Raw genomic sequence first — 22,552 nt, 5'->3', positions numbered from 1 at the left:
TTAATTAGCCAGAATGAGAAAAAGAGCAGAGCTCTGGTACTTCCTCTCCTCCCTTTTCTCCTTCTTTTACCGCATACTCATCGCATCCCGGATGATCTGCACCCAGCCCTTGATCACCTGAGCCGGCGCCGACCGATCCAAGACCGCGTAGCGAACACTGGCCTGGTAGTAGTACTGACCACTCGGCAGATCAACCCCCTCCGCCGTCTTGCCGTTCCACGACAGCGTCGGTCCCGTGCTCTCGTACACCTTGCTCCCCCACCGGTTGTAGACCGTCAACGTCACCTGCTCCACAAAACGGGGACAACGCATCGGCACGAACACGTCGTTCTTGCCGTCCCCGTTGGGGGTGAACACGTTGGGCAGCACCAGCTGCGGACACGCATCGTTGCAAACCCGGTTCGAAGGTTGACTCTCCAGACCCCGCTGGCTCACCGCCGTTACGTAGTAGCAGCCCGCCACCGTGGTCAGCCCCCCGTGGTCGAAACTGGTGGTGGGGGCCGGCACGCTGGTCAGCGCCCGCAGCGAGTCCTGCTCGTAGCGGGCGTAGTAGATGCGGTAGCTGGCAATGTTGGGGTCGCAGGTGGGCCCGCTGGTAGGCTGCCACCGCAGCCGGTTGGTGAAGCTGGTCTGGTCGCAGAAACTTTCGTTGGTCAGACTGGCGCAGTTGAGGCTGTCCAGCCCCAGCCGGGGTGGGCAGGGTCGGGTGGTGTCGGTGGGCATGGCGCAGATGAGCTGGCTGTAGTTGACCAGCACCCCCAGGCGGGCCAGCTGTGAGTCAGTGTACTGGCCGCGGGTCATCACCCGGTAGCAGTAGCTGCTGTCGCGCGACAGGGTCCCACTGGTGTTGCCATCGCGAAGAACCAGGTCTCCGCCCGTATCGGTGTAGGTAAACGACTGGGGGCCCTGCACCTGCACGGTGGCGATCTGGTTGAAGGGACCGTTGGGGCCGCTTCGGCTGCGGTAGATATCGTGGGTGCGGTTCTCGTTGCTCCAGGGCGTATTGGCCTGCCAGCTCAGACTGATCCGGCCCTGGCTAGGACTCACCGACAAGCGCACGCTCGAGGCCGGATCGGCCACGTCAGCCAACTGGGTGAGCTGGCCGTTGGGGGCGGTGTAGAAGAACTGGACGCGGTAGCGGTAGGCGTTGGCCACCGTGTTGAGGGCCGTCGTCGAGCTACCCCGGTCCACGTAAAGCGTATCGGGTGCCCCGGCCTGCAAGGCGGTGTTGATGGTGGTAATGGTGGTCCAATTCTCCCCGGCCAGGCCCGTGGCCCGCTGCAAACGGTACTGGTAAGGGCCGCCCAGATCCGCGGGGTTGAGCCCCAGGGGGCGGGTCCAGCGGACGGTGATCTGGCCCCGGCGGGTGGCTTCGGGGCCGGTGCTGTCGACGGTGACCTGGGTAAGGACGGGGGCCAGCAGGGGCAGCTCGACGCAGGCGTTGGTGGAGGAGACGCTGGCCCCGCCATTGTTGCCGCCGTTGCGGTCGGGGTACTCGGCCACCAGCACGTAGGAGTAGGCCCCGCCCCGGCTCAGGGCGGTGGTGTCGATGAAGGAGGTAGCGCTGGCGGATGTGGTGCCAACGCGTTGGTAGCCCGCCGGTGGGCCCGTCACACAAGCCTGGGGGTTGACCGGTTCACAACCCTGGCGTCGGTAGATGACCAGTCGGGTGGTGTCGGATCCGTAGCGGGGGGCGCAGCTGTAGGGCGTCCAGTTGAGCTGCACGGCCCGACTGCCAGCCGAGGCTGTGGGGCGGGCCTGTAGTCCTTTGACGGAGGGCCCCACAATGCGAATGCTGAAGGTCTGGAAGGCCACCAACGAAGTAGCCCGGCCGCCGGGCACGTCGTTGGCCTTGAACGTAACATCATAGGGCTGCTGGCGGATGTGGTTGCAGTTAGTCTGCCAGGTGAAGGTGGCCGTGCCGGGCTGGTTGATCGCTACGCCCCCGTTGACCAGGCGGGCGTACTCGGGCTGGATAAGTTCGCCCGCGGGCAGGGGCTGGCCATCCTGGCCCACGTTGAAGACGCCCCCGAAGCCGTTGATGATGACTCGGTTGCCGTCGGGATCGGTGGCGGAGACGGCCTGTCGGATCAGGGTGCCGGCCTCGACGCAGATGGGGGGGATGGGGGCCAGCACGGGCTGGCGGTTTGGCTGGTCGACGACGATGATCTGCATGTCGCGGGTGACCTCGCCGATGAGCACGCCGTTGCGCCACTCTTCGACGATGAAGGCGAAGTTGAACTGGCCCTCCTCGCCGGGGGCGTCCCAGGCCAGTTCACCGGTGCGGGGGTTGATTGAGAAGGTCGGTGCCCCGCCGGCCTGGCTGGTACGGCTGAACTGAGTAGGATCCAGATACGAAGGAATATTACGGTAGCGGGGGCAGTCTTCCGCCAATCCCTGCTTAGGCACGCTCAGGCGGAAGGCCAGGCTGTCGCCATCGGCGTCGAAGGCGGCCGGGTTATGGACGAAGCGCTGACCCACGCGGGCTGAATCGAGGGGCGGGTTAAGCAAGACAGGCGTCGAGTTCAGGCCCAGCTGCGCATTAATAAAAACCGTTGTCGAAACGAAAAAGCTGATTTGATCAGACGAGGCAGCTGGGGGTAAGTTTTTGGTGTCTTTGTTCCGGTTAACGATCGTCGCTGAAATCGTGTAGGCTGCCCCTGCCGGAAAGGTATGCGTCGTTCGGTAGATGTTGATCGTCGAGGTTCGCCCGTTGATGAAGCGGGGTGTAGATCGGGTAACCCGGGTTGAGGTTCCATCGCCAAAACAGATCGCTACGTCATTCGCTGCATCGGCAGCCGCCCGGCCACCCAGGTAGTCGTAATACGTAGTTAGGGTGACTTCATAGGTCAGCGAGGTCGCTGATATACGGCGGGTTGTAATCTCCCCGGCCCGTACGTGCGTTGCCTGACTGACAGTAGGGCATAACACGGCCATGAAGAATAAACCCAGTATTGAGAGGGTATAAAGTAGTCTCATAGACTTAGCACATTTTTTTAACAACGTTCTCCGGACAAAAAAATGTATTTATGCCGGAGGCTCTGGCTGACCATTTTTTAGGTTTCTATCTAAAATCAATTTTTCAGTCAAAAACTGCCTGGCCAGCTACTGAAATCCAATTAACTCTTCGCATTGAAGACGGTGATGCGATCGGGTCAGACTTTGTAAAAACCGGGTTTATTCAGTAGTGTGGCCCCAAAAAAACGCATAAAGGTGCCGACCTGATGGGCGAAGGCTCGCTGGTTCTCAAAATCGGTCATCGGGGCTTTTCTCTGGCGCAGATTAACGGCAATCTTCCAGCCGTAAACGATTGGAATCATGGTCAGGTAGTGGGTCATCAACGCCAGATAGGCCCCGGCTCCATACTGCTTCCGTACCCAGAGCAGTTGCGAAACCTGAACCTGGGGTTTGAACCGGTTCAGGTGGGTCACCACATGCTGCTGGTTATCTGTACTACTGCCGTATTCCAGATGCACAAACTGCGCATCCTGTAACAGAATCATACTCCCCTGTTTGCCAAGCCGGTAACCCCACTCCACGTCTTCCCCGTACATGAAGAAGGATTCATCGAGGAGGCCTGCTTTCTCAATTGTCGACGGGCGAGTCATCAGAAAAGCCCCCGATAACCATTCAACCTGATTAGGGTCCTCAAAATGAGGATCTGGAATGAGTTTCTGAAATTGACGCTGGAACGATTCGCTGGCAGGGAGGATATAAAACGCCCGGCGCATTTGCCCAAAGGTCGTGTATAGATTGGGCCGCAACTGGTGATCACGACCGAGCTGACGGGCACTAACGGCGGCTACGTCGGGCTGTTCATCCAGCAGCTTCACGCAACGAGCCAGTAAATTGTCAAGAAGCAGCGTATCCGAGTTGAGTAGTAATACGTTACGTCCTGTTGCCTGCCGGATGCCGTGGTTGTTAGCCCGCGCAAAACCGGCATTGTAGCCCATTTCGAACCAACGTACATCCGGGAAGACAGCCTGAATCTGAGCTTGGCTATCATCATTCGATTGATTATCAACGACGATGACTTCGTACGTAATGTCTCGCGTGTGCGTCCGGACGGAATGCAGGCAGTCAAGTATAAGCCGGGGGGTCTTATAATTGACGATGATGATACTTAAATCAGGCAAAGCAAAGAATGGATGTCTGATGTAAAGGTAAGAGAAAAAAGGAGGAAAGGGAGGAGGGATGAAAGGAGGAGGGGAAAGGAAAAAGAAAGGGTTATTTCTCTACCTAAACCAAGTCGTAAGGAGAACAAAGGAACAAGGGAGGCAGGTAACCCTACGTCCCTGTCTCCCTTGTTAGCTAGTAAGAATGAGAAAAAGAACAGAGGGCTGGAAATTCCTTTCCTCCATTCTCCTTCCTCCCTTTTTCCCTCAATACAACACCCACGTATCCTTGCCGCCACCACCCTGGGAGGAGTTGACAACCAGAGACCCTTTGCGTAGCGCTACGCGAGTCAGTCCTCCGGGAATCACGTTGATATTGTCGCCGTAAAGGATGTATGGACGTAAATCGACATGGCGTCCTTCGGCGCGGTCGCCTACAAGACAGGGCACCCGCGACAGGGAAATGGTAGGCTGGGCAATGTAGTTACGTGGATTCGCCCGAATTTTCTCCCGGAAGGCTTCATGCTCCTCTGGAGGGGCCTTGGGCCCGATCAGCATGCCGTATCCACCGGCTTCATTCGCTTCTTTCACTACCAGTTGCGCAATGTTGTCCAGCACATATTCGCAGTCTTCCGGTTCGCCACAGATATACGTCTGAACGTTTGGAATGATGGCCTCTTCGCCCAGATAGTATTTGATGATCCGGGGGACGTAGGCATAGATCACCTTATCGTCGGCTACGCCCGTTCCGGGAGCATTCGCCAGAGCAACTCGTCCTTTCTTGTAGACATCAAAAATGCCCGGCACGCCAATGAGCGAATCGGGGTTGAAGGCGTGGGGATCTAGGAACGTATCATCAATACGCCGGTAGATCACGTCCACGATCTGGAAACCTTTGGTTGTCCGCATCTTGACGTAACCCCCTGAAATGACCAGATCCCGCGCTTCGACCAACTCAACGCCCATTTGTTGCGCCAGATACGAATGCTCGAAGTAAGCCGAATTATAAATGCCCGGCGTCAGGACAACCACGGTTGGATTCGGTCGGTCGGCGATGAACTGGAGCATCTGCAAAAGCCGCGTCGGGTAATCCGATACGGGCCGGACGCCGGTCTGGGCCAGCACTTCGGGAAAGGTCTGTTTCGTTAATTCTCGGTTTTCCAGCATATAGGAGACGCCCGATGGACAGCGGAGGTTGTCTTCCAGGACCATAAACTGGCCATTGTCTCCCCGGATCAGATCGGTTCCCGTAATGTGGCACCAGATGTCCTTTGGCGGATGCAGACCAACACAGGCGCTGAGAAAACATTTGCTGGACTCAATCAGGTCGCGGGGCACAACCCCATCGTTCAGGATGCGTTGTTCATTGTATATGTCATCGATAAACATATTCAATGCCTTGATGCGCTGTACCAGCCCCGCTTCGAGTCGATTCCATTCCAGCGATTCAATCACGCGCGGAATAATGTCGATGGGCATAATCCGCTCAGTACCTTCTCCTTCTGAGTAGACATTGAACGTAATTCCCATGCTCATCAACGCTCGTTCAGCGGCATGCTGCCGACTGATCATGTCTTCGCGTGTAAGCTGCTCCACCCGTTGCCGAAACGAGGTGTACCCATTTCGAACCTGCGTCTGGCTGACAAACATCTCATCGAAAAAATTTTCGGTCTGGTAGTCCGTGAACGAAAAATTAGTACTGCCTAAACCCTGAGACTGGGTACTGCCGTTGAGTGTTTGCGATTGAAATAGGTTGGAGTTTTGCTTTTTCATGCAACAATATATCGATGATGTCGGTAGGGACCAAATAGGCGTTTGATAATGCCTGCATTAGCGAGATAATAACAGATGGGCCTGACTTGTTCATCTAGTTATTTCGCAGGTAGTAAATAAGTCAGAAAATGACTAGTCTTTACAACGTAACGCCAAACCGGGCCCCGAGTTCTTGCAAACTGGCGATAACGGGCTCGACAAGGGGAATCCCATTAGCTAGTCGTTCGGCTTCCATCATCCGTTCTGGATCGCCGGGAATCAATACCTGTTTGCCTTCAACGGCTCGAGCTTGTCGGAAACGTTGAATCCAGGTATCCATATGGCCTTTAAACTCATCGGCAGGACGGAACGCATCGATGCGCATGGCCCCAAAAAAATGCCCGGTTCCCTGCCCAACCCCTTCGTTTGCCTGCATAAAACCGGCGGTGGCGAAGGGAGGGACCCACGGGCCATAATTAGCGCCGGACAGCACACCGGAGAAAATATCGACCACCGCTCCCAGCCCGTACCCTTTATGCGAACCGTGTTCGCGGTCGGTACCCAGCGGCAATAAGGCCCCGCCATTGCGCACGGCGTTGGCGTCGGTCGTTGGCTGCCCGTCGACGTCCTGCGCCCAGCCGAGCGGAACATCCTGGCCTTTTCGTTGTAGAATTTCGAGTTTTCCGTAAGCCACCGCCGTCGACGCGAAGTCGGCCAGGAAAGTTGGTTCCGTGGCGGCTGGAATAGCAACGGCAATGGGGTTGGTACCCAGCATTTTTTCCAGAGAAAACGTAGGCGCGACCAGCGGAGCAGCATGCGTCATGGCCTGACCAATCATATCGTGGTCGGCAGCCAACAGCGCGTGATAACCCGCAATACCAAAATGGTTTGAGTTCCGGACGGCGACCCAGCCGGTTCCGGCCACTCGAGCTTTCTCAATGGCTACCTGCATAGCCCAGGGACCAACCACCAGACCTAACCCCTTATCCCCGTCAATGACGGCCGTTGACGGGGTTTCGTGGACAATGCGGATCTGGGGCTGCGGGTTGAGTCGGCCATTATCGTACAGGCGTACGTAGCCGGGTAGCCGGGCTACCCCGTGTGAATCGACCCCGCGCAGGTCCGCGCTCACCAGTACGTCCGCGGCCAGGCGGGCGTCGGTCTCGCTGCAGCCAATGGCTATGAATATCTGTTCCGTGTAGGAGCGAAGTTGAGTTGCAGTAATCATGCGGGCAAAGGTAGGCAGATCAGCGGGGGCAGTCCATCAATTTTTAAAACAAAACCAACCCGAACTAAGTATAAGTACCGAACCTCTCTAACGTAAAGGTTTTTCACCAACCAATGCACGTAATGAAAACGAAAAATTTAGTCTGGGCGATGGCGTTCGCCGTAGTAAGCGTAGCTACAAGCTGCAACTCGAAACCACAGGAGAAAGCAGAAGACGTCCAGGACAAACGCGAAGACGTAATCGAAGCACAACGCGAGGGCGATACCTCAGAGGTGCGTGAAGAACAAGCCGAACTGGATTCTGCACGTAAAGACTACCGGGAGGCTGTGAAAGACTCCATTAAAAAGCAGTAAGCGTCAGGCAAACGCAGAAAACCAACTCAATCGAGTTGGTTTTCTGCGTTTTAAGCCAGTTGCATCCCGAGCGACTGAACAAACAGACTGACTTCTGAATTTATTACAGCGTCAATTGATCATTCACTGCGTTTTCACGATTTCATGCCTGCTGCTTTCCGTTTTATCATTGCCTGCCTGTTGCTATCGTCCGCTATGGCTAATGCCCAGACGCTGGATACGCTCACGACCGAACAACTGCTGGACCGAAAAGGATCAGCCTACCAGCGGGAGCGAGCCCAGCTCCGTCCGTCGCATTATCTGGTTTTCGATGTTAACCACACCCTGGGTGGCTTTCGGCGGTATCGGTTTTTCGAAGGGGACGATATTCACTTCAAGGCGCGGGGAGAGAAATACCGCGAAGAAGTATACCAGATCACGGATAGCACGTTCAGCGTTCTGATTGCGAATGAAGTAATGAATCGGGATGAGCCCGTTACGTTCCGACTGGACGAGGTAGAAAAAATTATCATTCACCGCCGGATACCGTTTATAACGGCTGCTGGCACCATTTTTCCGGCCGCGGGTGCGGTTTATGTTCTTGCCGACCTCGTTAATAATGGGGAGGTGAGTAAGCGAGCCTGGCCTGTTACGGGCGCGTTTGCGTTGAGTGGACTAGTCTTTCACTTGATCAGTAATCCTTCCATTAACGTCAACAAGAACCATAAACTACGGGTGCTACGAACGTATTAACCACTTACGCTTCAGACGGGAATGACCTGACCGTGGGTTTGTCGCATAATGGTCTGAACCGTGGGCTGCGATTGCTGCAAGACGCGAACAACGAGGTCGGTCAGCCGGCGACTGCCGAATAAGCGCTGTACCGTTCGACCAACCCACAGGCGCTGGGAAAACTGCCGGGACCAGGCTTGTTGATAAAGTCGCTCCAGTTCCGGACGAGTTAGTTTACGCTGGAGAAAAGCATCCGTAAACTGACTGACCAGCCGGGCACCGTGAATGGCCATCGCCATGCCATTACCGCAGAGGGGCGTAATCAGTCCGGCCGAGTCGCCCGCCATGAGGATATGCTGTTCGACGGACCGTTTGGTCGCAAACGAAATCTCATTGATGACTTCGGGTTTCTCGTAAAGAAATTCGGCTTGCTCGAAAACGGCTTTCAAGTGAGGATTCTGCCATAGGATAGCCTGTTCCATCGCCGGAATGGAGCCGTGTTGCCGAAGATTGGCGCGTGTGGTTAGGTAACACAGGCAGTATTTCCCGTCCTCAATCGCCGACATGCCGCAGTACCCATCCGAAAAGTTATGAAGAGCAATAACGTCATCCGGGAAATCCCAATCCGGTGATTGAGGACGGATGTGGTATTTAACGCCGACATAAGGCGAGGGCTTGTCCATAAACGAGCGACTCAGGGTTTTATCCAGCCGCGCTCGTTTGCCGTAAGCGCCCAGTGCAACCTGACTCGTAATTTGCTGACCATCGTTGAGTATTGCGGTGAACTGGTGACCGTCGAACTGGATGTCATCTACCTGCTTCCCTAGCACGAAGTTTACCCCAGCGGCCTGCGCCAGTTCATACAGGGCCTGGTCCAGCGTGTAGCGACTAATACCAAACCCACCCAAATCGAGGGGGCTTTTTAACAGTCTGCCTGCGGGGGATGATAACCAGAACTGGTTGATGGAGGCCGCTCCCAGCGCGCTCAACGGTAGACCCAGGGATTCGAGGTAGGGGCGAACCTCGTTCGAAATATATTCTCCGCAGACCTTATGGAACGGATACGGCTTCCGCTCGACCAGCGTTACCCCATGACCTGCCCGCGCCAGCTCCAGCGAACTGACCAGGCCAGCCAGGCCTCCTCCAATGATAAGTACGTCCGTGCTGGGTATCATAATGATTAAGACAATGCATCAGTTAGCCATTCAATAGCGTAACTGAATATAATTTTAAGGTTTGGTAATAGGATAATAGTTGGCTTTAGTAGTTTTGACAAACTCGATTACCTTTACTGCATGCCTATTTCTCTCAACGATCTAAAAGCCATCTGGCAACAACAACATGCAGGGCTGACCAACGCGTATCAGGCTGGACAAACCTCGTTTATCCAACAGCTACTTCCTGAACAGGCTGTACAGTTTTCGGTTTACCAAACCCTCGATATTCTATTTAAACGGCTAGGAAGCGATACGCTTCGCCGGGCGCTGGACCCTGCCCAGACTGTCGCCAGCCCGGTTAGCCAGTACCCTGACGGAAACTGGCTGAAGCGCAGCAACATGGTTGGGGTAAATATCCGGACTATCGGTTCGTTCTGGAAATTGATTAACTACGTATTGACCCTGCCAGCCAGCCACGATAGCATTCACCTATTGCCTATTTGGGAGCCGGGTGTAGTGGGGAGCCTCTATGGCATGGTTAGCTGGGAAATCAACCCCGAGTTTTTTGATGTGGAGCTGGCGCAATACGTACCAGCGCTCAACACCGTCGAGAAACAGTTAAAGGCCGTGACAAACCTGTTGCACGCCCTGGGACGTACCGTCGGGATGGACGTAATTCCGCATACCGATCGATTCTCCGAGATGGTGCTGGCCTGCCCGTCGCTGTTTGAGTGGGTACAGCGCGGAGAGAAGACCGGTGAGCCTGATAAGCTGATCGATCATAAAAGCTGCGTTTATCGGTACGTCGAGGATTCGATCTGGCAGTGGCTGAAAGTACAGGGGGCCGCCGATGGCGCGCCACTGACGTTTCCCAAAGAAGAGTTTTTCTCCACGGAGCTAACGACCCTGACCAACGACCGACGTTCGCAAATGTTGTTTGGGAGCGTGGCCGACTACGGTGGTCGGCTAGCCCGGCGACTGGCGTTGATCCGGCACCTGGTGGCGCAGGGGTTCGAAACGCTGCCCATGACCATGGCGCCACCTTACCGGGGACTCCACATTGATCCGCTGGATTTTACGGTGGATGACTACGGACAAACGTGGTACCAGTACGCGTTCGATAAACCGGAAGCCATGTCGCGGGTATTTGGACCGCTGGCCCGTTACCGATTCTATGAATCGAAGGACGATAATAAAGATTGGGAGCTGGATTTCGATCGACCTAACCTAGCGGCCTGGACGTACCTGAATCAGAAAATCAGCGATTGTCAGCGATCGTACAATTTTGACTTCATGCGGGGCGACATGGCACACGTACAGATGCGACCCGCCGGGGTGCCTGCTTCGCCCGACGAGTATTACGATCCGCTGCGGGCCGTCAAAAAATACGTTCAGGCGAACGGCGTTCCTTACTTCGGCTTCTTTGCCGAAACGTTCCTAGCGCCACCCGATACGATGGCCTATGGCGACGAAGCCGACCACCTGGATGCTATCGAAGCGGATTCAACCCTGGGCGATCTACAGTCGCTGGTAATAGGATCGTCGGAGTTTCAGCAGCAGTTCAAGCTGTACGATACGCTCCGGCGCACGCACCACTTTGCGCCGAATTTTACGGTGATGACCGCTGATAAGGACGATCCGCGTTTCGATGAGTTTTACCGGACGGGTAATCTATTCCGCTATTTCACGGCCCTGTTCCTGACGGACATGCCTAGTTACGTAGGGTTGGGGTTTGAAGTCCGCAATCTGCACGAAACGCGAGGAGCCAACGAAGAGTACACGAAGCTTTACGTATTCCAGATTGGCGATGATCGGCAGACGGACAAAGTAACGCACGGACCCTTCGAATGGGGACAGAATGCGGAACAGTTCGCTGCTATCGGGCGAATCCGGGCTTTTGCGGAGCAGATTTGGCCAGAAATAGTGGGTAAAGAAACCCGCTGGCTAGCCGCACCCGGTTCTGGAAATTATCTGGCTTGGACGCACATCGAGGATACTGGTTACGTCTTTGCTGCCAGCATGACGGGCCACTTACCCGATAATTTAGCACCGGGTGAGGTTGTATTCGAGGAGGGAGGTTGCAGGATTTTAAAGAGCGAAAGAATGAAAGAGTGAAAGAGCGAGCCTGCCGGAGGTATCGCTCTTTCATTATTTCGCCCTTTCGCTCTTTAAAATGCGTACCGCAGCGTTACCCCATAAGTGCGTGGATCGCCCAGGACGGCCCCGTATTGACCAGCGTTGCCAGGTGCAGGTAGCAGTTGCTCAAAGTAATTCTGGTTGGCCAGGTTGCGGCCCCAGATAAAAATAGATGTACCGTTCGAGGCCCGGAATCCAACGCGGGCGTTGATCAAGGCATACCCGTTGATGTTCAGATATTGCGAGGGCGATGGGCTAGACGAGAATGATGAGCGGTAGTAGGCGTCAGCGGCAAAGAAGAACCGACCGTCCTGCGCCAGAAACTTACCGGCTCCGCTTACTTCGCCACCCACTGAGCTAGCCCATTTGGAAATGCCCGGTAGTGCGCCACCTGAAATATCCTTGAACGCCTGCTCACCACCCGTTTCTTCCAGCGGTACCGGCGCGTTCGTGAACGAAATATATTTTCCGTCGGTGTATGCAACCGACCCGTAGACGGAGAAGGCATTGCTGATTCGAAGGTTACCATCGACCTCGACACCCCGCACCCGTACTTTTTCGGCATTGGCTAAGTAACCCCGGTTGACGCCCGGTTCGGGTGTTTGGACCTGGGTTTGGTAATCGCGAATGTCGCTGTTATGGAAGACCACATTCAGCGTCGAGTTTGGGGTTGGTTTGGTTTTAACGCCAATCTCATAGTGCCGAACGGCTTCTGGCTTTACCCGGGCCAGTTCGGTCAGGACGCGGCCGTTGGCCGTTGGCAATCCTCCGATGTTTATGCCTACCGGCTTGTAACTGATCGAGTACGTAGCGAAAGCGTTGAGCCGATTACTGGCTTTGTATTGCAGCGTTAGTTGACCCGAAAAGTTGGTTTCATCCACATCGGTATCGAATGCCTGATTGGTGTACACCGCGTTTTTCAGCGCCAGCAGGGCTGGGTCCGTAGTTTGCAGGCCCCCGTAGGTCTGGCGGTTATAATTGGCTATCTTCTTATCGTAGTTATAACGCAGACCGGGCAGTACGTGTAGCTTGTCCGTGATCGTCCAGTCGATCTGGCTAAATACGGCGGCACTGGTGCTCCGGAGCCGGTTTGTCGTACGGATACCAAATCCATCGAAAAGGCCGGGGGTTTTCCACAGCGCACTGGTTGAGCTTTGCGCAAACCGCCACTGGGCGGACCCGGCCTCTTCGGTCTGTACGGGGTCAGACTGCAAATCCTGGTAGAGGTAATACAACCCGACAACACCGCTTACCCGTTCGGACAGGTTACCCGCGTAACGAACTTCCTGCGAATACTGATTGTGCTTCGAGTTACCCGCCGAAATAGTAAACACGGGTAGACCAATGTAATCGCGGTCGTTGAGGGGATCCCATTTCCAATAGCGCCAGGCCGTCGTGCTGGTCAGTGTGCCACCCCCAAGTTTGATGTCGGCGTTAAGCGACGCTCCACCCAACTGGTTATTGGCCTTCGAGGGAGTGTCCTGATCCGTAATCCGGTCGAAGGAATTAGTGGAAGGAACCTGATAACCCAGATCGGCGATGATGGCGTTAAACTGCCGGTACGCTGCACGCTTTGTCGTAACCGTTCCCGCATACAAAACGGAGTACCCGTTCGGCTTCTGGTCGGTGTAATCACCGGACAGGGTCAGGCGTACGTTGTCGCTGGGCGTGTAGAGCAGTTGCCCCCGGAAACCGAGATTATTGAGTGAGTTAACCAGCTGGTTGCTGCGGATGTTGTTCACTGTACCATTCCGTTGCGTACCCGAAAACGACGCTCGGGCGGCTAGCTTTTTGCTGATCGGACCGGTAAGCGAGGCTTTGGCCTGGATGTAATTGTAGTTACCGTAGCTGACCTCGAAGGTGGCACCCGGCGTAAAACTAGCTCCCCGCGTGGTGATGTTAAACGCACCCGCCGTCGTGTTCTTACCGAACAGCGTCCCCTGTGGGCCGCGCAGCACCTCGATCTGGTCAATGTCCACGAAGTCGAGCGCTGTAACTGCTGGCCGGGCGTAATAAACCCCGTCGACATAGAAACCTACCCCCGGATCGATCCCGTCGTTGGTTAGCCCAAAGGTCGAGCCCAGTCCCCGGATGTTGAGTGTCGTGTTCCGGGGATTCGATGCGTATAGCTGCACCGACGGAACGAGTTCTTTGATCCGGTTGACGTTGAAGGCCCCCGCATCTTCGACCACGGCTCCGCGCAACACCGAGATAGGAATGGGAACGCTCTGCGCCGACTCCTGCCGACGACGGGACGTAATGGTTACGTCGGCTAGCTGGCTGGCGCCTTCCTGTAATCGGATTTCAGTGCCGTCCTGGCTTATTATCGTTTCCTGCGTCTGGTAGCCGATGTAGGAAACGACAACGGTGAACGGTAACCGTTGACCCGTTACCAGGGTGAACTGGCCGTTTTGATTGGTTGTAGAACCGTTCGTGGTTCCTTTGATGGTGACGGTCGCACCGATGAGGTGATTGCTCGTTTGGGCGTCGAGGACTTTACCTGTTACCGTAGCATTGATAATGGGGGCGTTCTGAGCAATTAACCAATCGGGCAGCAGGAGCAGAGAGGTTAACAGTACCGCAGTGAAAAAGTGATTCATAACAGGTTGTTTTGCAGGTTGAGCATGACGCTCGCCCTTTTCGATAAGTCCTAATAACCCCGGTTGTAGATAGACTATTAGTACTTATAATCTATTGATTTGGTAGTCTTTTGCAAAGAAAAGGGTATGAACAGTTCACTTCCAAATTGTGGACAAAAGATTTTACAAGATTATGCTGCTCAGATAGGCTAAAAATGCCGTAACAATACAGCCCAAAATGTAGCGTATTTGTATGTTAAAGTTCTGATAGTAAGGGTATTAACCAGAGTATCAAGGATGAAATGGTCAATTGATAAACAGTCTCGTCTATCCAGCAAGTTCTTGAATAAATACTATCCTGATATTACTTGTTCATAGGCTCGAAAAGGGACGATATAGACAGGCCTTCCCCGTTATAAACGGGGAAGGCCTGAGGAAAAGAAACCAACTTATTGGGGAAAGCCCTACAAAGAAGTCAGTTTCGTAGAGCTAACGAGCAAGCTATTATATGCGCTTTAACTAACAAGACAAGAGTACACTACTGTTTTCTACCGTGCGATTAGAGCCGCCACCCGTTTGTCAATGGCGTTTTCGCCCATTTTTATTCCTACATGTTTGTCGATCAGTTTGTTCTGAGCGTCAAATAGTAGCCAGACAGGGATACTAGTTAAATCATACTGTTTATCAAGCGTAACACGCGACGTATGGTTGGCTAACAAAAACTGCTTCCGGGGCATCTGTTCTTTCTGCATAGCCCGTTTCCACTGATCTTCGTGCTGATCAAGAGAGATACTGCTTATGGAAAGCCGATTTCCATGAGCCGCGTAAAGGGTCTTGATTTGGGGAATCTCCTGGCGGCAGGGGCCGCACCAACTAGCCCAAAACACCACCAGATTGTACTTCGTCGTGTCGAAAACGAAGGGTGTAGATTGACCATCGGGCATCTGTAAGCCCAGACCGTTAGGAAATCCGCTGCCCGACGGAGTTGACAATTTCGAGTAAAAAAGAAGGTCTTTGTAAAGCTGGGTATAATGCAGGGATGGATCAAAAGCAGCCAGTAGATTCGAGAATTCGGCTTGACTGAGCGCACTTCTATTCTGGTATAAGTTTTTGAGCAAGTGAATGGAGTAGCCATAGTCACTCGCCAGATCGCGGTTGAATGCTGCGGTTTCGACTGAAGCGTTCTGGTTGCTACGGAAAGACAAGTTTTTGAACGCGACGGCCGTTTGAGGTTTCATATCAGTGAACGTCAAACCAAGCTTCGCCATGCCATGTGGTTCGAAGGAACGGTCTCTTTCTAGGCGAGTAATGCCTTTTTCCACATAGAAATGCGACTTAGGATGGTTCTCAAGAAAGGGATTTTTAAACCCTAGTAGTAGGGAGGGCCAGACAGGATTGCCCGTTTTGTATGTAATTCCCGCATGATACGGAGTGAACTCTTCTGTTGGCTTTATATCGAACTGAAACTTTCCTTGTCGAACGAGCGCAGAGTCTACCGTAGTTATGGATTCTATATTTTCCAGGTATAGCCATTTCCCTTCCAGAAAGGTGTGAGCGTCACCCAGGTCGCCGGAAATGATGACTTGCTCCTGCTGTTGACAGGACCAGAGCGAAAAGCAAACAAAACTTAGAAACGATAATTTCAGGAAACCAGCGCGTGCTGACCAGTTCATTAGTATGCCGGGAAGGAGAGTGTGAAAACTGGAGCTGATTTAAGTAATAAGCTCCAGTTTTCAAAAGGCTGCTCTGGCTTTGTTTTACCTGGTCAGTATGATGAAAACACCAGGTCGAAATACATGGACTAATCGGGCTCAAGTGCCTGAATGAACTCATCTTAGGCTAGACCAGATAAATCATGAAATCCTCTAAAAAAAGGCTGTTGAGGTCTGGCTGACTATACCCCCCGCCCCCTTGTAGGGGGGAAGGTTATACGCGAATCCCCCCCCCTTTAGGCTTATCTTATGAGGTTTTGAGCGGTATCAGCTAACTAGTTTCATGAGCAGCCATCTTCACCCCTAAATCCCCTGAAGGGGACTTTGCTCATACTTGAATAAAGTCCCCTTCAGGGGATTTAGGGGTGAAGAAGATTTACAAATAGTGGTGCAATCTCATCTACTCGTCTCCTACAAGACAATTCTGAAGGGAATTTAGGGGGTTACCCGTCTAGAACTGGAAGTAGATAAACTGGCTGGACGTAAAGACGCCGAATAGGTACGTAACGAAGGTGATCAGGGCAAACAAGACCACAAACTGAAGCGTATTGCGCGTGGGGATTGTCAGATAAAAATACTCCTTAACCAGCAGGAAAACGATCAGAAAAACGCTGAACCACAATTCGGTCGTGTTCAGCGGGCCAGTAATGACGTCACTGAACGAGAGCGTACCGATACGTTGCAGGATCAGGAACGCATCACCGAGGGTATGCGCCCGGAAGAAGACCCATGTCAGCATAATCAGCACAAACGTCGTGAGTACGTTAATCACAACCCGAACCGGCGATTTACGACTTTCGGTATCATGTACCGGTGAGGTCACCATGCGGGGCGGAATGGAACGGAAACCCAGGCGGGCCAGCAGCTTGTCGCGCAACACGGCCAGCACCTGATACAGACCGTTCAGGCCACCCCAGATCACATACGTCCAGTTGGGGCCGTGCCAGAGGCCGGAGGCCAGAAAAACGATCAGCATATTCAGGTACTGGCGCACCTCACCTTTGCGGTTACCCCCCAGCGGAATGTAGAGGTAATCCCGGAACCAGGTCGAGAGCGAAATATGCCAGCGACGCCAGAATTCCGATACCGACTGCGCAATGTAGGGCGTCCGGAAGTTCTCCATCAGGTCGAAGCCCATGACCCGCGCGGCCCCGATAGCAATGTCGGAATAACCCGAAAAGTCGCAGTAAATCTGGAAGGTAAAAAAGAACGTAGCGGCTAGTAACGTTAGGCCATTGTGCTGCTCTGGATTATCGTAAGCGTAGCTAACGAGCAAAGCCAGCCGATCGGCAATGACCAATTTCTTGAACAGGCCAAAGGCCATCTGCATCAGCCCCGCTTTTACGTTCTCCCGGTCGTATTTGAAGTACGAATGAAATTGCCACAATACGTTCTGGGGCCGCTCGATAGGACCAGCCACTAACTGCGGGTAGAACATGACGTAAAGGGCATAAATACCAAAATGGCGCTCGGCTTTGTGATTGCCCCGGTACACCTCAATGGTGTAGCTCATGGCCTGAAACGTATGGAACGACAACCCCACCGGCAGAATCTCCATGTTGCCTTTGAACGACGTAATACCACTCTCGCCGAAGAGGTGCAGCACTTTGCTGAACAGCCGATTGCCCGCCGATAGTGTCTGGTCGGCCAGGCCGGGGAAGTGAGCCGCGTCGAAAAGCATGACCAGATTCTCGACGAAGAAACCCAGGTATTTAAAGAAAGCCAGAATGCCGAGGTTCGTAATCAGCGACACAATAAGCAGCCAGCGCCGAGCCTTGCCACTGCTCTTTTCAATCCAGATTCCCGCTATATAATCGATAACAATGGTCAGCGCCAGAATGACAATGTAGGCGGGTTTGAAGACCATGTAGAAGTAGCAACTGGCTACCAGCAACAGAATCCACCGCCCCTGCCATTTCAGACTGAAATAGCTGAGCGTAACGACGATAAAAAACAGTAAAAACTGAAGCGAATTAAAGAGCATGAGCGTCGGTAGGCGGGGATGGTCGGCGCAGGACCCGTAGCGCCTGGACGGCGTAGTAAACGAACCCAATTGTTAGCAGAATCTCGATGCTGTATTCGAGCGATGCCAAGGGTTGCAATAGGTCGCTTAACTGATTATAGTAGGGCTGCCCAATGCGCCACCACAACGACGGGTGAACGGCCGCCAGCGCGTTGAAGCCAATCAGCGCCAGGCACCAGCTCGTCCGCTCGAAGTTGAGCAGCGTAAAAACCAGTGGTAGCATAAACAGGTACGCGTAATTGCTGATGGCGTTCTGCTGAACAACAGTCATGGCGCTGTAGATCGCAATGTAAACGAACGGAATATAATCGCGGTAGGTCCAGGTGGTGGTGCGGGTACGTATCAGCCAGACGGTCCGCAGGGCTACCGCAATAGTAATGAGCAGCCCGCCCCATTTCCAGATTTTACCAGCACTTTGCAGGCCAGCGGCAAAGAAAGGATTGAGCAAGGAGCGTAGATTCGGTGCTTTGAGCCAGTCGCCTTCCAGCGATTGTTGTTCCAGAAAAAGTGTCCCGGTTTTCCAGAACATAAACCCGGCCACGGGTAGGCCAATTGTCGCCAGTCCCGCCACAAACCAGATGGCCTGCCGGAAGTTACGAAGCATGATAAGCCCCACGGCGATCAGCATCAGAATGAACACCGCTTTGGTGGCCAGCATGCCAAGGCCCAGCACCAGACCCGCCAGGAAGGGGCGCTGCGGCATGAACGGAATCGCCAGCAGCATAAACAGCCAGAGCAATACGTCTTCCTGCCCGCTGAATACACTCATGATAAATGGCATGGGTAAGATGTAATAAAATACACCCCGAAACAGCCGTTCGCCCGTGGTTTCCTGGCGCTGGTAATAGTAGTACGTTAGTCGAACGGCCAGCCACTCAACCAGCAGCATCGCCAGCACGACCATGCGCGAGTCGCGCCAGATGGCCAGAAAAGGGGCAATCCAGTAGCCAAACAGCGGAGAATAACAGGTATATACGTCGCGCGCGGGAATGCCACCGTCCAGCGCCGACAGACCGATCGGATAATAGAACTCGGCCACGTCCGATTGGGGTATGTAGCCCAAAATGATATACGTAATCAGGAAAGGAACCAGCCGAAAAATGGCCCAGCTCACATCCAGCATCCAAGTGCCGGTTTTTTGCAGCTCATTCGTAACTCGGTTTCGCTGCCAGAGCAAAAGGAACGCCAGAAAACTAAGTACGACCGCGGCCGCTATTTTAACATATAATACAGACATAAAGCGTGTTCGTGTAGCGTGTGTACGTTATGGAAACGGAAACCGACTACTAAAAATCAGTGAATTGGCCGTTGAGAATTGAGTTGCCCCATAGAGTGCTAATGACTACCGGTGGGGAGAAATACGAAGACAAGGACAGCGAAGTAATGGGCAAACAGATCATGAACGTATGCGTGTTGGCCGTAAAAATAAGTCTTTTGAGCTTTTGAATTGGCTTGTCATCCGTTGTCAAAAAGTTTGCCTGTATCGCTAATAAACGCGTTCCACCCGCTCAACGAAGTCGCCAAATTGCCGGGCTGGTATAAACTGAATCTGGGTCCGGTAGGAAAGGACCGTGAAAACCAGCAATAAGGAAATCAGAAACGCCTGGAGTATGACAATCAATAGCGAGATGACCAGATAGGTTGCCCAGCCGGGTACGGCCAGGGTCGTAAAAAAGCGCATATATACGACCGTGCCGATGCCGAACAACGACAAGACCATCATCAGAATGCAGAAGATCGTCAGCCGCACGGCGGTCGTGTCGATCAGGACCGATACGGCACTCAGGCCGTGCAGGACCAGTGAGACAAAATTCATCTTGGACTGACCAGCCAGCCGGTGGCCTCGTTCCAGCGGAATCGCCGTGTAAGGTAGCCGCGACCGGATAACACCACCGGGGTAATTATTCCAGATTTCCGATACGTGAGCCAGTTTACGCAGCAGGCTGGCCGGTACCAGGCTGAAATTGCCAAACGTAATAACCTTACCCGTCAATAGTTGAAACGCCCGCTTGTAGATCTCGTAAAACACCCGGAAGCTCAGGCTTTCGTGGCGCTTGGAGCGGTGCGCAAAGACGATATGGTTTGGTTTTTCGCTGCTCCGCTGGACAAGGTGAGGAATGTCTTCGGGCCGGTCTTCCCCGTCCGAATCCATCACAATGGTCGGGTATTGTTCGTCCTGACTAGCCAGGTAAGATAACCCCAGCGCAATGGCTTTCTGATGACCAACGTTGCGGTAAAGGCGCAGGACCGACAGCGAATGACCAATGCCCGTTGGGAGTGTATCGTAGTTGGTCGACGAACAATCATCAACGATCAGAAACGCAAGACGATTACGGATCTGCTCATCAACTACTGTCCTGATACGTTCCAGGAGAAGGCCAACCGCCTGCCAGTCGTTAAAGAGCGGAATAACAATATTGATACGTTCAGGAAGTGAGCCGGGCGTTGAGTTCAAGACGATGGAATTATTTACGGACAAAATTAAGAGCCTATCGAGGATTTTAGGGCGGTAAATTACCTACAGGTCCCGCGTCAACAAAAATCAGTCACGGCGGTAGTGCCGGTAAATACGGTATAATTCGTACCAGAGCTTAACGTAATACGAAGGTTGAATCCGGGAGTCACTTTTTTCAACCCACTGCCGCAGCGGAAATTCCGCCACATGACTCAATACGTCTGTTTGGCCGTAGCGCTGAATCAGTCGGGCCAGCAATTCAACGTCGAACAGCCAGGGACTGATAAAGGACTGACTGAACAGGTATCTGACGATAGACCGACGGAATAGTTTGGCACCACACTGACTATCGTACACGGGCAGATCCAGTATGTTACTGATCAGGGTGGCAATGACCCTACCTGAGTAGTGGCGAAAGACCTTCCGCTGAATGTCGGAACCAAGGTGCTTGATCCGGGAGCCCAGGACCATATCGAGTTCGGGCCGACTGTCCAGAACCTGCGTGAGATCGTCAATGGCGTCCAGCGGAGTAGCCAGATCGGCATCGAAAAAGCCCAGGTAATCGGGTAGTTGGTCCGTCTGCTGTAATTCGGGACGGATCATGTGCAGCATGCCTGCCCGAACAGCGCCCGCTTTCCCCAGATTCTGGGGGAGAATAAGCGCTGTTATCTGAGCAGGTAAGGTTGCCTGCATCCGTTCAAGAATGGTTCGGGTGGCATCGCTACTCCCATCGTCCACCATGCAGAACAGCACCGTCGGGCGCTGGCGGGCATAGTCCAGGAACGTATCGACCGGCAACCGGTTCGCTTCGTTGTAGCAGGGAATGATAATGCAGACAGACGACATAGAACGAGCGGTCATTAGCGGGCGGAGGTGGTTGAGGGTTCGTCCAGAATAACCACCTTATGTTGGTAATACTGTGCCTGGCAGCGGTTCCACCAGTGATCACTGTTGGTGTGAATATCATCGACAAATAGGCTGGCCGGATGTACACTGATGGGTGTCAGGTGAAGTGTATCCGTGGGGGAAAGCAACTGCTGGCGTCGGGCCGTCATTTCCCGATCGTAGGTAGCCGCTGCGCCGGTGCCAAGATCCGAATAAAACTGTTGCATAGTTGGGCTCACTGCCAGACTACCAATAACCCAAAGGCTAGCCAGACCAGTAGTCCAGGCGGGCAGGGGAGCGCCCTGAGTAAGCCAGTGTGCCAATCGATTATTTTGCTGCATCAACCAACGCACCCAAACCGTCAGCGCGTAGAACCAGCCTAGCACAAGCGTCAGCTCGGCCACGTTCAGTACCCGGCCGGGCGCGACGCCGAGCCCGTAAGTCGATGGAAAAATTAGAACGATCAACAAGCCTAATACCACCAGTTTAAGCAGCAGCAACGGCACCCGGAACAGGAAGGCCACGCTGCTTTCCGGGCGGTTAAGACGCACGGCTACCGGAAGCCAGAACAGTGACAAAGGCAGCAGCGGTGTTTTCAAAACGCTTGTGACCAGGACAACCCCTAGCCAATGGGCTGTGTCGACCAGTGCTTTCGGGATATTGCCAGCCTGTTCATTGGAGCCCAGCCGAATACCGTTACCCGGCGCGCTGAACACCAGCCAGGCGGAGGCTAACGTAACGATGACCATACCAGCCAGAAACCAATCGAACGTCCGCAGAAAGAAGAGCCGATAAGCCCCTGCAGCCAGTAGAATAAGTAGTAATAAAATCAGGTTCGTCTCGCCGGAACCCACGATCGCGAAGATGAGTACCGCCACCCAGACAATGGTTAACGTTTTGAGTGTACCGCTTGGAAGTCGATACCAACGTAACAATACGGCCAGCAGGTAGAGCGTCAGGGTAGTTGGGACAGTGTAAGACGCAACGGCAGCTGTCCAGAAAAAACCTTCGACTGTGCTGTGCATACCCGAGATAACCGCGTAAAAGAGCAGTCCCGTGCTAATCAATCGTAGGCGAAGTGTCTGATCGCGCAAAACCTCGCTCACCAGCGAGTAGAGAGACGCCAGCAATCCTGTAACGGCTAGTGCCGGAATCAACCGAAAGCCATCGTACCAGCCCCAGACCAGCGGGTTGCCGTGCACCAGCATGTTAGAGAAGTAGCGACCGGTCCAGCCGTTGTAATAATAAATCTGCGCCTGCCAGAAACCGTACCGGGTTGCCGTATCGGCAAAGCAGTAATCGTCGGCCGCCGACGGATGATTGTGGGAAGAGAGTACCAGGAGGGGTACGTAGGCAATCAGAAAAAGGACAAGGGCTGTTACGGTGGCCAACCGATCAGTAAGCGAATGTCTCATGCCAGGACACCCTCGCCGGGCGGGGGTGATG

15 protein-coding genes are annotated in these 22,552 nt (G+C 53.8%); 3 read left to right on the top strand and 12 right to left on the bottom strand.

The annotated features are described in order from the left end of the window. Nucleotides 1–66: 66 nt before the first annotated feature. The 4 genes from ACYVAD_RS06930 to ACYVAD_RS06915 form a co-directional block, all read right to left on the bottom strand. A complete protein-coding gene (locus ACYVAD_RS06930; RefSeq protein WP_461138752.1) occupies nt 67–2,979 on the bottom strand; it encodes a T9SS type B sorting domain-containing protein in 2,913 nt (970 codons plus the stop codon). Between the two features lie 176 nt (nt 2,980–3,155). Beyond that, entirely contained in the window at nt 3,156–4,136 is a 981-nt protein-coding gene (locus tag ACYVAD_RS06925; RefSeq protein ID WP_461138751.1) for a glycosyltransferase family 2 protein, read from the bottom strand. 246 nt (nt 4,137–4,382) lie between these two features. After that, on the bottom strand, nt 4,383–5,888 hold the full coding sequence (locus tag ACYVAD_RS06920; RefSeq protein ID WP_461138750.1) for a circularly permuted type 2 ATP-grasp protein: 1,506 nt from the start codon (nt 5,886–5,888) through the stop codon (nt 4,383–4,385). A 139-nt stretch (nt 5,889–6,027) separates the two neighbouring features. Beyond that, on the bottom strand, nt 6,028–7,095 hold the full coding sequence (locus ACYVAD_RS06915) for an Ldh family oxidoreductase (protein ID WP_461138749.1): 1,068 nt from the start codon (nt 7,093–7,095) through the stop codon (nt 6,028–6,030). Between the two features lie 122 nt (nt 7,096–7,217). Here ACYVAD_RS06915 and ACYVAD_RS06910 point away from each other — a divergent pair, with 122 nt between their 5' ends. Together ACYVAD_RS06910 and ACYVAD_RS06905 are read left to right on the top strand one after the other, a co-directional pair. Continuing rightward, nucleotides 7,218–7,448 (top strand): hypothetical protein, encoded by a 231-nt coding sequence (locus ACYVAD_RS06910; RefSeq protein ID WP_461138748.1) that lies wholly within the window; start codon nt 7,218–7,220, stop codon nt 7,446–7,448. 144 nt (nt 7,449–7,592) lie between these two features. Then, nucleotides 7,593–8,180 (top strand): hypothetical protein, encoded by a 588-nt coding sequence (locus ACYVAD_RS06905; RefSeq protein ID WP_461138747.1) that lies wholly within the window; start codon nt 7,593–7,595, stop codon nt 8,178–8,180. Between the two features lie 11 nt (nt 8,181–8,191). On the opposite strand, the gene ACYVAD_RS06900 is transcribed toward ACYVAD_RS06905, so the two are convergent. After that, nucleotides 8,192–9,334, bottom strand: coding sequence for an NAD(P)/FAD-dependent oxidoreductase (locus ACYVAD_RS06900; RefSeq protein ID WP_461138746.1), 1,143 nt, complete (start codon nt 9,332–9,334; stop codon nt 8,192–8,194). Nucleotides 9,335–9,454: 120 nt separating this feature from the next. On the opposite strand from ACYVAD_RS06900, the gene ACYVAD_RS06895 reads away from it, so the two are divergent. Continuing rightward, complete coding sequence (locus tag ACYVAD_RS06895; RefSeq protein ID WP_461138745.1) at nt 9,455–11,431, top strand: alpha-amylase family protein; 1,977 nt, start codon at nt 9,455–9,457, stop codon at nt 11,429–11,431. Between the two features lie 53 nt (nt 11,432–11,484). Here the strand turns inward: ACYVAD_RS06895 and ACYVAD_RS06890 are convergent, their stop codons facing one another. From ACYVAD_RS06890 to ACYVAD_RS06860, 7 genes are all read right to left on the bottom strand, one after another. Then, nucleotides 11,485–14,052 carry a TonB-dependent receptor gene (locus ACYVAD_RS06890; protein WP_461138744.1) on the bottom strand — a complete coding sequence of 856 codons (2,568 nt, stop codon included), beginning with the start codon at nt 14,050–14,052 and terminating at the stop codon, nt 11,485–11,487. Between the two features lie 527 nt (nt 14,053–14,579). Continuing rightward, entirely contained in the window at nt 14,580–15,704 is a 1,125-nt protein-coding gene (locus ACYVAD_RS06885) for a TlpA family protein disulfide reductase (RefSeq protein WP_461138743.1), read from the bottom strand. Nucleotides 15,705–16,194: 490 nt separating this feature from the next. Then, nucleotides 16,195–17,727 carry an MBOAT family O-acyltransferase gene (locus ACYVAD_RS06880; protein ID WP_461138742.1) on the bottom strand — a complete coding sequence of 511 codons (1,533 nt, stop codon included), beginning with the start codon at nt 17,725–17,727 and terminating at the stop codon, nt 16,195–16,197. Continuing rightward, nucleotides 17,717–19,003, bottom strand: coding sequence for a hypothetical protein (locus ACYVAD_RS06875; RefSeq protein WP_461138741.1), 1,287 nt, complete (start codon nt 19,001–19,003; stop codon nt 17,717–17,719). The genes ACYVAD_RS06880 and ACYVAD_RS06875 overlap by 11 nt, the downstream gene beginning before the upstream one ends. A 249-nt stretch (nt 19,004–19,252) precedes the next feature. Then, nucleotides 19,253–20,221, bottom strand: coding sequence for a glycosyltransferase (locus tag ACYVAD_RS06870; RefSeq protein ID WP_461138740.1), 969 nt, complete (start codon nt 20,219–20,221; stop codon nt 19,253–19,255). A gap of 87 nt (nt 20,222–20,308) precedes the next feature. Next, nucleotides 20,309–21,082, bottom strand: a complete 774-nt coding sequence (locus tag ACYVAD_RS06865) for a glycosyltransferase (RefSeq protein ID WP_461138739.1) — start codon at nt 21,080–21,082, stop codon at nt 20,309–20,311. Continuing rightward, nucleotides 21,082–22,521 (bottom strand): DUF6056 family protein, encoded by a 1,440-nt coding sequence (locus ACYVAD_RS06860; protein ID WP_461138738.1) that lies wholly within the window; start codon nt 22,519–22,521, stop codon nt 21,082–21,084. Before ACYVAD_RS06860 ends, ACYVAD_RS06865 begins: the two co-directional genes overlap by 1 nt. Nucleotides 22,522–22,552 lie beyond the last annotated feature (31 nt).

It is taken from the genome of Spirosoma pomorum (genome assembly GCF_054776615.1).
Note: the sequence above shows the minus strand (reverse complement) of the source record. Positions and strands in the feature narration are given on the sequence as shown.

Excerpts from the sequence above, each read along its gene's own strand:
- ACYVAD_RS06880 (WP_461138742.1), bottom strand. The coding sequence starts at position 17,727 with ATGCTCTTTAATTCGCTTCAGTTTTTACTGTTTTTTATCGTCGTTACG.
- ACYVAD_RS06910 (WP_461138748.1), top strand. The coding sequence starts at position 7,218 with ATGAAAACGAAAAATTTAGTCTGGGCGATGGCGTTCGCCGTAGTAAGC.
- ACYVAD_RS06860 (WP_461138738.1), bottom strand. The coding sequence starts at position 22,521 with ATGAGACATTCGCTTACTGATCGGTTGGCCACCGTAACAGCCCTTGTC.
- ACYVAD_RS06920 (WP_461138750.1), bottom strand. The coding sequence starts at position 5,888 with ATGAAAAAGCAAAACTCCAACCTATTTCAATCGCAAACACTCAACGGC.
- ACYVAD_RS06905 (WP_461138747.1), top strand. The coding sequence starts at position 7,593 with ATGCCTGCTGCTTTCCGTTTTATCATTGCCTGCCTGTTGCTATCGTCC.
- ACYVAD_RS06930 (WP_461138752.1), bottom strand. The coding sequence starts at position 2,979 with ATGAGACTACTTTATACCCTCTCAATACTGGGTTTATTCTTCATGGCC.
- ACYVAD_RS06890 (WP_461138744.1), bottom strand. The coding sequence starts at position 14,052 with ATGAATCACTTTTTCACTGCGGTACTGTTAACCTCTCTGCTCCTGCTG.
- ACYVAD_RS06885 (WP_461138743.1), bottom strand. The coding sequence starts at position 15,704 with ATGAACTGGTCAGCACGCGCTGGTTTCCTGAAATTATCGTTTCTAAGT.
- ACYVAD_RS06915 (WP_461138749.1), bottom strand. The coding sequence starts at position 7,095 with ATGATTACTGCAACTCAACTTCGCTCCTACACGGAACAGATATTCATA.
- ACYVAD_RS06865 (WP_461138739.1), bottom strand. The coding sequence starts at position 21,082 with ATGACCGCTCGTTCTATGTCGTCTGTCTGCATTATCATTCCCTGCTAC.
- ACYVAD_RS06875 (WP_461138741.1), bottom strand. The coding sequence starts at position 19,003 with ATGTCTGTATTATATGTTAAAATAGCGGCCGCGGTCGTACTTAGTTTT.
- ACYVAD_RS06895 (WP_461138745.1), top strand. The coding sequence starts at position 9,455 with ATGCCTATTTCTCTCAACGATCTAAAAGCCATCTGGCAACAACAACAT.
- ACYVAD_RS06900 (WP_461138746.1), bottom strand. The coding sequence starts at position 9,334 with ATGATACCCAGCACGGACGTACTTATCATTGGAGGAGGCCTGGCTGGC.